9 protein-coding genes and 1 riboswitch (1 of these 10 only partly in view) are annotated in these 7060 nt (G+C 40.7%); of the genes, 6 read left to right on the forward strand and 3 right to left on the reverse strand.

Features of this window, described 5'->3' with window-relative positions; all coding sequences use genetic code 11:
- Positions 1–87: 87 nt before the first annotated feature.
- Positions 88–210: riboswitch (TPP riboswitch) on the reverse strand.
- A 44-nt stretch (positions 211–254) separates the two neighbouring features.
- Complete coding sequence (locus AACU98_RS09755; RefSeq protein ID WP_012368504.1) at positions 255–935, reverse strand: HAD family hydrolase; 681 nt, start codon at positions 933–935, stop codon at positions 255–257.
- A gap of 147 nt (positions 936–1082) precedes the next feature.
- Between AACU98_RS09755 and nudC the strand changes: the two genes are divergently transcribed.
- The 6 genes from nudC (at position 1083) to AACU98_RS09785 (ending at position 5526) form a co-directional block, all read left to right on the forward strand.
- The gene (nudC, locus tag AACU98_RS09760) at positions 1083–1868 is read left to right on the forward strand and encodes an NAD(+) diphosphatase (protein ID WP_004246918.1); all 786 of its coding nucleotides are present in this window, start codon (positions 1083–1085) and stop codon (positions 1866–1868) included.
- 88 nt (positions 1869–1956) lie between these two features.
- On the forward strand, positions 1957–3030 hold the full coding sequence (gene hemE, locus AACU98_RS09765; RefSeq protein WP_004249140.1) for a uroporphyrinogen decarboxylase: 1074 nt from the start codon (positions 1957–1959) through the stop codon (positions 3028–3030).
- A complete protein-coding gene (nfi, locus tag AACU98_RS09770; RefSeq protein ID WP_036907196.1) occupies positions 3023–3691 on the forward strand; it encodes a deoxyribonuclease V in 669 nt (222 codons plus the stop codon). The genes hemE and nfi overlap by 8 nt, the downstream gene beginning before the upstream one ends.
- A 74-nt stretch (positions 3692–3765) precedes the next feature.
- Complete coding sequence (locus AACU98_RS09775) at positions 3766–4356, forward strand: YjaG family protein (protein ID WP_004246921.1); 591 nt, start codon at positions 3766–3768, stop codon at positions 4354–4356.
- Between the two features lie 190 nt (positions 4357–4546).
- A complete protein-coding gene (locus AACU98_RS09780; RefSeq protein WP_004246922.1) occupies positions 4547–4819 on the forward strand; it encodes an HU family DNA-binding protein in 273 nt (90 codons plus the stop codon).
- A gap of 14 nt (positions 4820–4833) precedes the next feature.
- A complete protein-coding gene (locus AACU98_RS09785; protein WP_004246923.1) occupies positions 4834–5526 on the forward strand; it encodes a DUF1481 domain-containing protein in 693 nt (230 codons plus the stop codon).
- Positions 5527–5549: 23 nt separating this feature from the next.
- Here the strand turns inward: AACU98_RS09785 and purD are convergent, their stop codons facing one another.
- Both purD and purH read right to left on the reverse strand, forming a co-directional pair.
- Positions 5550–6839 carry a phosphoribosylamine--glycine ligase gene (purD, locus tag AACU98_RS09790; RefSeq protein ID WP_004250093.1) on the reverse strand — a complete coding sequence of 430 codons (1290 nt, stop codon included), beginning with the start codon at positions 6837–6839 and terminating at the stop codon, positions 5550–5552.
- 12 nt (positions 6840–6851) lie between these two features.
- Positions 6852–7060: the final stretch of a bifunctional phosphoribosylaminoimidazolecarboxamide formyltransferase/IMP cyclohydrolase gene (purH, locus tag AACU98_RS09795; protein WP_036919202.1), read on the reverse strand. 1381 nt of this gene lie beyond the right edge of the window; the window shows 209 of its 1590 coding nt (coding positions 1382–1590); the start codon falls outside the window, past its right edge; the stop codon is at positions 6852–6854.

Raw genomic sequence — 7060 nt, forward strand, 5'->3', positions numbered from 1 at the left:
GAATATTGAGAAAAATGCTTGTCTGGAGGTCGCAGGGAGTATCGACAGATAAGAGTGTAAAAAATAGACACAATGAAGCTATCTAAAGGTCGAATGACTCTTGTTCCCTTCGCGGGTATTAGCCCGATCAGGTTCCGCGGATCCCGAATTAACGGTCTCAGCCTGTGTTAAAAATAGCCTTATAAACACTAGGCACTCCGACAAGAATGCCCACAGTATATTAAAGATCTTAAAAACTACAAGCCCGATAATGATTATTTATTTAACTGCCAGTAGCACTGTTGCCATTCTTTTTCTGTTGCTATTTGGCTTAATCTTTCATCGGCGTTAATGGTGATAACCTCATTTGCTTGATAGCATAAAGGGAGATCGTTGGCTGAGTCAGTATAGAAATAAATATAAGAATCCTTAATGTTGTTTTGTTCTTTCCACTGATTGAGTCGAGTGACTTTACCCTCTCTAAAGGTAGGAATACCCTCAATATGGCCTGTATAATGATTATTTTTTATCTGCATATCAATGCCCATAGAAATATCAGCATTAAGTTGTTTTGCAATCGCATGTACCAGAAAAGACATAGTTGCAGAGATAATGATAACGGGGATATTTTGTTGTCGGTATAGGTTTATAGTATTAATGCCTTGAGGATAGAGCAATGGCTTGATTATGGTATGAGTAAAATCAGTAACCCATTGATTTATTTCTTCAATATTATGCTGATTAAAATAAGATAAATGTTGGTGTAAGTACTTATTTATATTGAGCCTTTCTGCGTAATAGTCAGCGATCATTTGTTTATCTAAAGCTAAAAAAGCAGGATCAGTGACTCTCTTTTTCTCCCACAAGTAATTTGTCCATAAACAGCTAGAATCTCCGGCTAACAGTGTTTCATCTAAATCAAAAATAGCGATCTTATGTTTCGTTATGTTTGTCATTCGTGTGAACCTTATTTATAAATATAATTTATATTTTTACCATGGAGGTATAGATGAATTTTGGCGTAGCGACATAATTCATTGAGCGGCTCTTGTGAAAGAGAGTATCCTCTATTGTATATCATTAACTAAGATAGAATTATTACTATGCATTTATATACGCTAACAGGTGGTGAAAAAGGCTGGTGGACAGTCAGCCTAGGCGGCCGAGTTTGGTTACCCAAAGGTGAACTTCCATTTGGTTTAGCAACAGATTGGGGACTTGTGGGTAAACAAGCCAAAATTGTTGGGGAATGGCAAGGAGAAAATGTCTGGCTGATTTATGACAAAATGGAAAGCGATATGTGTTCACCAAGGCTTATCGCATCTCAAGATGAAAAGTTATTTAAATTAGTCGGTCGTGGTGTTCAACTTGCTGAATTTTATCGTTCTCATCGGTTTTGTGGCTATTGTGGGGCTAAAATGCGCCATAGTGAGAGTGAATGGGCATGTTTATGTGATAACTGTCATGAGCGTTATTACCCACAAATAGCACCTTGTATTATTGTTGGTATTCGTAATAAAGATAAAATTCTATTAGCACACCATGTTAGGCATAAACATTCACCACTCTACACCGTTTTAGCTGGTTTTGTTGAAGTAGGGGAAAGCTTAGAAGATGCGGTAGCTCGCGAAGTTTTTGAAGAAAGTCATATTCATATTCGCAATATTCGTTATGTTTCTTCACAACCATGGCCTTTCCCTCATTCTCTTATGATGGGTTTTCTTGCCGATTATGCAGGGGGAGAATTACGACATGATCCTTCGGAATTAATCAGTGCAGCATGGTATCGCTATGATGAGTTACCACAAATACCACCTTCTGATACTATTGCGCGACGTTTAATAGAAGATACGATAGCGAATATTAGACAAGATGAAGAAAATAGCTAAATAAAGGTGTTGCCTGCCAACTGTTATTTTTCCAACATGTTACACTACACGCTATTTTGCGGCCCTATTACTATTAATGGAGTTAGACATGAGTGAGTTGAAAAACGACCGCTATTTACGTGCGCTGTTGCGCCAACCTGTTGATGTCACCCCTGTTTGGATGATGCGTCAGGCAGGCAGATACCTTCCTGAATACAAGGAAACACGAGCACAGGCGGGAGACTTCATCTCATTGTGCAAAAATACCGAATTGGCATGCGAAGTTACCTTACAGCCTTTAAGACGTTTTCCTTTAGATGCCGCTATCCTATTTTCTGATATTTTAACTATCCCTGATGCGATGGGATTAGGTCTGTATTTTGAAACAGGGGAAGGTCCTCGTTTTAAAACACCGATAAATAGCCTTGATGATATAAAAAAATTACCTATTCCCGATCCGGAAGATGAATTAGGTTATGTCATGAATGCGGTACGTGCAATTCGTCATGCATTGCAAGGTAATGTGCCATTAATTGGTTTTTCAGGTAGTCCATGGACACTAGCTACTTATATGATTGAAGGTGGAAGTAGTAAGGCGTTCACAAAAATTAAAAAAATGATGTATAGCGAGCCACAAGCTCTGCATCTATTACTGGATAAACTGGCGGATAGCGTTATCCTTTATTTGAATGCTCAGATTAAAGCAGGGGCACAATCCATCATGATCTTCGATACATGGGGAGGTGTGCTAACAGGACGCGATTATCAATTGTTCTCATTACAATACATGCATAAGATTGTTGATGGTCTTATTCGTGAGAATGAGGGCAGAAAAGTTCCGGTCACCTTATTTACTAAAGGTGGTGGGCGTTGGTTAGAAGCGATGGCAGCCACAGGTTGTGATGCATTAGGACTTGATTGGACGATTGATATCGAAGATGCTCGCCGTCGAGTCGGTGATAAGGTTGCCTTACAAGGTAATATGGATCCTTCTATGTTGTATGCGCCACCAGCAAGAATAGAACAAGAAGTCGCTACGATTTTAGCTGGCTTTGGCAAAGGTACTGGTCATGTCTTTAATCTTGGGCACGGTATTCATCAAGATGTTCCACCAGCGCATGCTGGAGCATTTATTGATGCGGTTCACCGTCTATCGAAGCCTTATCATCAGGATAATGATTAATACTCAGCAATTACGTCAAGAGCAGACAGAGAAAGCTCAACAGATTATCTTAACCGACCAATTTATGGCACCAACTTATATTGCAGGTGCCGATGTCGGATTTGAAAATAGCGGTGCGGTCACTCGTGCCGCTATTGTTGTTATGCATTATCCCTCCTTTGAAATTGTTGAATATCAAATAGCCCGTATTGCAACATTACTACCTTATATTCCCGGACTCCTTTCATTCCGTGAGTGTCCCGCGTTATTAGAAGCTTGGCAGGGCATCAAGCAAAAACCGCAACTTGTTTTTGTTGATGGTCAAGGGATCGCACATCCTAGACGGTTAGGGGTGGCAAGTCATTTTGGACTCTTAGCCGATATTCCAACCATCGGTGTGGCAAAAAGTCGTTTATGTGGTGATGATAAAAAATTAGACGACGATGTAGGAAGTACGGAAAAATTAATGGATAAGGATGAGCAGTTAGGTTGGATTTATCGTAGTAAAAAAAGATGTAAACCTTTATATATTTCTCCAGGCTATAAAGTGAGTATGGAGAGTGCATTAGCGTGGGTAAAACGCTGTATAAATGGATATCGATTACCTGAACCGACTCGTTGGGCCGATGGTATTGCCTCAAATAGGCGATTATTTGAGCAATTGAATAAGAATAAGCTCTAAATCGGCGGTAAATATGTGGATATTTTCAATTTTCAGGTAAACTGCGGCTAAGTTAAGAAAATGAGTAATCACTAATGTTGAAGAACCCAATCCATTTACGTTTAGAAAAGCTTGAAAGTTGGCAACACTTAACGTTTATGGCGTGCCTGTGTGAGAGAATGTATCCAAATTATCAGGTATTTTGTCGCGAAACAGGATTTACTGATCCAACCCTGTATCGTCGTATTCTCGATCTAGTTTGGGAAACTTTAACGGTAAAAGATGCGAAGGTGAATTTTGATTCTCAATTAGAGAAATTAGAAGAAGCTATTCCTGATGCATCACAGTTTGATATTTATGGTGTCTATCCTGCAATCGACGCCTGTGTGGCACTGAGTGAGCTTATTCATTCTCGTTTAAGTGGTGAGTCACTCAGTCATGCTATTGAAGTGAGCAAAATTTCGGTTGGAACTGTTGCTACACTTGAAATGACACAAGCAGAAAGAGAAATGTCTGAAGAAGAATTAAAATCTCTTGCTGCGGTCACTGAAGAGTTCGATATTCAATGGGAAATTTATCGCCTACTTGTTGAGTGCGAAGAAAGAGATATTGAACTAATAAAAGGTCTGCGTACAGACCTGCGCGAATCTGGAATGAGCAATATCGGTATAGAATTAACGCACTAAATCAGAAAAACGTGATTTAGTGCTTGAAAAGCGACGTTTAAAGACTTCACATTACCCCCGTGTATGTTCTACATTGGGTACGAAAAGAAGTGGCTCAGGTGTTTTGCTTAACCGACTCTCTAAAAAAGATGAATTAAGTTTTTTCACCAGATGTTTTTCAAACGATAAAACATACTTTAAGGACTATTTTATGAACAAAGCTGAATTAACCGAATCAGTTGCTGAAAAAGCGGATCTGACAAAAACTCAGGCAAAAGCTGCTATTGAAGCGTTTATCGACTCAGTAACAGGTGCTCTGAAAGAAGGTGATTCTGTCCAGTTAGTTGGTTTCGGTACATTCAAAGTGAATCACCGTGCAGAGCGTACTGGTCGTAACCCTCAAACTGGCAAAGAAATTAAAATTGCAGCAGCTAACGTTCCTGCATTTACTGCCGGTAAAGCACTGAAAGACGCAGTAAAATAATTCCTTTGAACGGAATGAACAATAGAGGGGGAGTTGCTCCCCTTTTGTTGAGACGACAGGGGCTGTTAGCAATAGGGTTCTCTTTTTTGCTCAGCGCCTGCTCTTCTTCTCCACAACTACCCGAATTTTCTGCGACGGGCTATATTGCAGATGAAGGGGTTGTGCGGCTTTGGCGTTTAAATAACAAAACATCAGAGCCTCAAGTGATTATGAGTGTCTATAGCTTTTATCAAAAGCCTGAAACTGTTGTCACTTTTTATGAGTACCGCCAAAATAGATTATGGCAAATTCGCAGTGAAATCGTTAATCCCTCCCATCCTTCCTCTTGGCATTTACGTTTAAATAAACGTGGTGAAGTTATCTTTATGCAACAAGAGTATCAAGGACAAAAGCGCCCATTAACAGAAGATGAACGTTTAAAAATGGTATTTGCAGCCAGTCGAGAACGAGAGATCAGTAAGGCATTGGCAATAGGTCAGGTAAAGTTAGTTCAAGGAACCTGGTATCAAGATACATTGACAACATGTGCGGGTGAAAAAGTGAATGTATCATTTGAAGCACCAGAACAACGTTGGCTAAAACGTAGAACACAGCATCTAACTCGTCCCGCTTATGTTGCTTGGCTGGATTCCCCCGAAGGTAACCAGTTGTTAATGGTTGCAGAACACGATTTTTGTAAATGGGAACCAACAAAAGAGAGTTTGTGATCACTCCCTTTTGCTGTTTTAGCTTACTTTTTTAAACGCGCAATGGCACGATAGCCGATATCATGGCGATAGAAACAGCCATACCAGTGAATACTTTTGGCTAAAGCATAGGCATTCTTTTGAGCTTGTTCGATATCTTCCCCTAAAGCAGTTGCACATAATACTCGGCCTCCTGCTGTAACAACTTCACCTTGAGCCGTTAATTTTGTTCCTGCTTGAAATACCTTAGCTGTTGAAGAAGATGTTGCTGTTAGTCCCTCAATAATATCATTTTGGCGGTAGTTATCAGGATAGCCACCGGCGGCCATTACAACACCTAAAGCGGGGCGGGGATCCCAAATGGAGTCTTTACCTGCTAGTTCGCCTTTTGCACCCGCTAAACAGAGATCAACTAAGTCTGATTGCATGCGCATCATAATAGGTTGCGTTTCCGGATCGCCAAAACGGCAGTTAAACTCAATGACTTTGGCAATACCTTGCTTATCAATCATTAAGCCTGCATAAAGAAAACCTTGATAGCGATGTCCTTCGGCAGCCATGCCTTTGACAGTTGGATAAATGATGTTATCCATGACTTGCTGGTGGATTTCAGGAGTAACAACCGGTGCAGGAGAATAAGCCCCCATTCCGCCGGTGTTTGGGCCTGAGTCACCATCACCGACGCGCTTATGATCTTGACTTGTTGCCATTGGAAGTACATTTTCACCATCCACCATAACAATAAAACTGGCTTCTTCTCCATCAAGAAATTCTTCAATAACAATACGGTGTCCTGCATCACCAAAAGCATTACCTGCTAACATATCTTTTATCGCATTTTCTGCTTCGGTATGTGTCATGGCAACAATGACACCTTTACCCGCAGCTAGGCCATCCGCTTTAATCACAATAGGTGTGCCCACTTTATGGAGATATTCAAGTGCAGGCGCTATTTCAGTAAAGTTTTGATAAGCTGCTGTTGGGATATGATGGCGGGCTAAAAAATCTTTTGTAAATGCTTTCGAACCTTCTAGTTGTGCCGCACCTTTGGTGGGGCCAAAAATCATCAGTCCCGCTTGTTTGAACGCATCTACTACACCAATTACCAATGGCGCTTCAGGCCCCACAATGGTTAAATCAATGTGATTTTGTTGGGCAAATGCAACTAATGCGGCAATATCAGTGGCACTAATATCGACGTTTTGTACGCCATGTTCTAATGCTGTTCCTGCATTACCGGGGGCAACAAACACTTGGGTTGCTAAAGGAGATTGCGCTGCTTTCCAAGCTAGTGCATGTTCACGACCACCATTACCAATGATTAAAATTTTCATAGCAATCCCTTATTAATGGCGGAAATGACGCATGTTAGTAAAAATCATCGCGATATTGTGTTCATTAGCTGCAGCAATTACTTCATCATCACGAATAGAACCACCTGGCTGAATAACACAAGTTACACCGGCCATAGCTGCCGCATCAATACCATCTCTAAAGGGAAAGAATGCATCAGATGCCATGGCGCAACCTGCTACTTCTAAACCTTCATCAGCCG

This window comes from Proteus sp. G4380 (assembly GCF_963885725.1).
GTDB classification, from domain to species: domain Bacteria; phylum Pseudomonadota; class Gammaproteobacteria; order Enterobacterales; family Enterobacteriaceae; genus Proteus; species Proteus mirabilis.

Excerpts from the sequence above, each read along its gene's own strand:
- purD (WP_004250093.1), bottom strand. The coding sequence starts at position 6,839 with ATGAAAATTTTAATCATTGGTAATGGTGGTCGTGAACATGCACTAGCT.
- AACU98_RS09785 (WP_004246923.1), top strand. The coding sequence starts at position 4,834 with ATGAACAATAGAGGGGGAGTTGCTCCCCTTTTGTTGAGACGACAGGGG.
- AACU98_RS09755 (WP_012368504.1), bottom strand. The coding sequence starts at position 935 with ATGACAAACATAACGAAACATAAGATCGCTATTTTTGATTTAGATGAA.
- hemE (WP_004249140.1), top strand. The coding sequence starts at position 1,957 with ATGAGTGAGTTGAAAAACGACCGCTATTTACGTGCGCTGTTGCGCCAA.
- nudC (WP_004246918.1), top strand. The coding sequence starts at position 1,083 with ATGCATTTATATACGCTAACAGGTGGTGAAAAAGGCTGGTGGACAGTC.
- AACU98_RS09780 (WP_004246922.1), top strand. The coding sequence starts at position 4,547 with ATGAACAAAGCTGAATTAACCGAATCAGTTGCTGAAAAAGCGGATCTG.
- AACU98_RS09775 (WP_004246921.1), top strand. The coding sequence starts at position 3,766 with ATGTTGAAGAACCCAATCCATTTACGTTTAGAAAAGCTTGAAAGTTGG.
- nfi (WP_036907196.1), top strand. The coding sequence starts at position 3,023 with ATGATTAATACTCAGCAATTACGTCAAGAGCAGACAGAGAAAGCTCAA.